General features: G+C 28.4%; 3 protein-coding genes. All 3 read right to left on the bottom strand.

Translation table 11 applies throughout. From position 1 onward, the window contains the following. Positions 1 to 278: 278 nt before the first annotated feature. Positions 279 to 1,106: a 2-amino-4-hydroxy-6-hydroxymethyldihydropteridine diphosphokinase gene (folK, locus tag I6U48_RS29275; protein WP_218324041.1), complete on the bottom strand. Its 828-nt coding sequence runs from the start codon at positions 1,104 to 1,106 to the stop codon at positions 279 to 281. A 104-nt stretch (positions 1,107 to 1,210) separates the two neighbouring features. Next, on the bottom strand, positions 1,211 to 1,690 hold the full coding sequence (locus I6U48_RS29270) for an HD domain-containing protein (protein WP_218324040.1): 480 nt from the start codon (positions 1,688 to 1,690) through the stop codon (positions 1,211 to 1,213). Positions 1,691 to 1,708: 18 nt separating this feature from the next. Beyond that, on the bottom strand, positions 1,709 to 2,263 hold the full coding sequence (gene folE, locus I6U48_RS29265; protein ID WP_218324042.1) for a GTP cyclohydrolase I FolE: 555 nt from the start codon (positions 2,261 to 2,263) through the stop codon (positions 1,709 to 1,711). Between the last annotated feature and the right edge of the window lie 275 nt (positions 2,264 to 2,538).

The following is a 2,538-nucleotide window of genomic DNA, read 5'->3' as shown; positions in this document are numbered from 1 at the left end:
GTTTAATTTTCAAGGATCATCACCGCTTCATTTAAGCGACTATCATAGTTTACCATACCTGCTTAACATTGTCAAGAACTTTTTTAATTCTTTTTGTTAAGCTTTGTCGTTTCTTCAGGCGACATGTAATATAATATCATTTAATAAATATTAGTGTCTACATCAAAAAGTCATAATTTGAAATTATCATCTATTTTCTTATATATTTCTAGATAATACTCACTATTTTTGCTATAGACACTCTAGGTAAGGTTTATTTGTTATTACACATTACAATACTATAATTCCTTATTTTCAGAAATTTTATTCATTAATTCAACAATTCTTTTATTTAATATTGGATGCATAATATATGGCGCTATATCAGATAAAGGCTTTAAAACAAATAATCTTTCATGCATTCTTGGATGTGGGATTATAATGTCTTCATCACATGTTATCAAATTATCATAGAGTATTATATCTAGATCTATAGTCCTCGGACCCCATTTTATCATTCTTTCACGCTTTAAATCTTTTTCTTTTTCTAATAAAAATTTTATTAATTTACTAGGAGTTAAAAGTGTTTTCACCTCAAGTGCTCCATTCAAAAAACTATCTTGGTCTAAATATCCAACTGGCTCTGTTTCATAAAATTTAGAGATTTTCACTACCTTTATGCTATCCGAGCTATTTATAAGTTCAATAGCAGAATTTAAATTAGATTCTTTATCTCCCATATTAGACCCGATAGCAATATAGGAAGTATGCCATGATCTTTCAATTTCTACTGCAACATGATCTAAAGGCTTTCCAATCGGTGCCCAAGGCTTTTTTAACTTAACTTTTACACCTTCGACTAATTCATAATTTAAAAGTATAAATTTTGCTAACTCCTCTGCAGCCTTCTCAATTAGATCAAATTTATCCTCATTAAATTTTTTTTCAACATCATAACAAAGCTGAGCATAATTTACCGTTTGAGTTAAATCGTCACTTTCTCCGGGCGCATTTAAATTCACAGATAACTCCAGAGATATTAGGAATCGCTGTCCCATATCCTTTTCTTGTTGATTAACTCCATGAAAAGCATAAACTTCTAAATCTTTTACATAAATTTTATCCATATTTTTATTCTCCTATATAATTTAATAGTAGCAAATCAAAAAAACTCCTACTTATACAAGTAGGAGTAAAGTATAACTTAAGCAATTAAACTAAATTATTATTTCTAGTAAATTATCTTCAAATTTTTCTTTTCTTTTTTCCACTTACACTCATTTTGAACTTTACAACTAAAACATCCTCTTGAAAGTTTATCACTTAAATAAAAGATATAGTTAAAAGTTCCTTTTTCATTTTTTTCGTTTCTATGGTTTAAAATAGCATCTAGAATTATTGCTTTTTCCTCTTGCATATAATTACATTCACTTAATATATCATTAGCTAATTCATAACTAGCTTTTTCGTGTGGTATACTTTCTATATATTGCTTCCATCTACCTATATCATGTAATAAAGCTGCACTATATATTATTTCCTTTTCTATATCGATATTGTTTTCTAATACCATTATATAAGCTATTCTAGCTACATCCATAAAATGCTCCAAATTATGTCGGCAAAACACTCTATCCTTTTCACATTCTTGGTTTTTAATTAAATATTCTTTAAACTTGTAGTTGTTTAGTATAGCATTAACTTTATTCAATAATTTTGCAGCCCCCTGTTAAACTTTAATCATTCTATATACTTCATCTTTAAGCTTTGAATCCTTTTCAAAACATCCTCTAACTACTGTAGTCACAGTCCTACTTCCAGGCTTTTTTACACCTCTCATTGTCATACACATATGTTCTGCTTCTATCACTACCATAACACCTAATGCACCTAAATATTCCATGATTGACTCAGCTATTTGTAAACACATTCTCTCCTGAAGTTGAGGTCTCTTAGCAAACACCTCTACAGTTCTTGCTAATTTACTTAGTCCTGCAACCTTTCCATTAGCTATATATGCTATGTGAACCTTTCCATAGAATGGAACAAAATGATGTTCGCACATGGAATAGAATTGTATATCTTTTTCTAATATTATACCATCACTCTCTACAGTAAAAGTCTTCTTTAAATGTTCACTAGGATTCTCATTTATTCCAACAAAAATTTCTTTATACATCCTAGCAATTCTATCTGGAGTTTCGATTAAACCTTCCCTATCTGGGTCTTCTCCTATAGCTTCTATAATCATCTTAACTGCATCTCTAATTTTTTTCTCGTCTATCATAATTTTTTATTGAACCTCAATCTATGAAATAGTTCAATAATCCTCCTCTCATTTTAAAAGATTCTCTGCAGTATATCAAGTAAATGTATTTTTTGTGTGAATTGAATAAATATTTCACAATATTATCATAAATTATAACACTTCTATTGTAAGTTTACAAGGACTTAAGAGACAAAGTATAACAGCTTTAATGCTATATCTTTAATTTTTTTAAGCATTTATTAAAATTTATATATAATTACAAAAAAAACAAAGAACACTTCATAATTATG

Source organism: Clostridium thailandense (assembly GCF_019207025.1).
Taxonomy (GTDB): Bacteria; Bacillota; Clostridia; order Clostridiales; family Clostridiaceae; genus Clostridium_AM; species Clostridium_AM thailandense.
The sequence above is the reverse complement of the archived record's forward strand: the minus strand, read 5'-3'. Positions and strand labels throughout refer to the sequence as shown.

What these genes read in the sequence shown, in the direction of transcription:
- folK (WP_218324041.1), bottom strand. Translation starts at nt 1,106, where the DNA reads ATGGATAAAATTTATGTAAAAGATTTAGAAGTTTATGCTTTTCATGGA.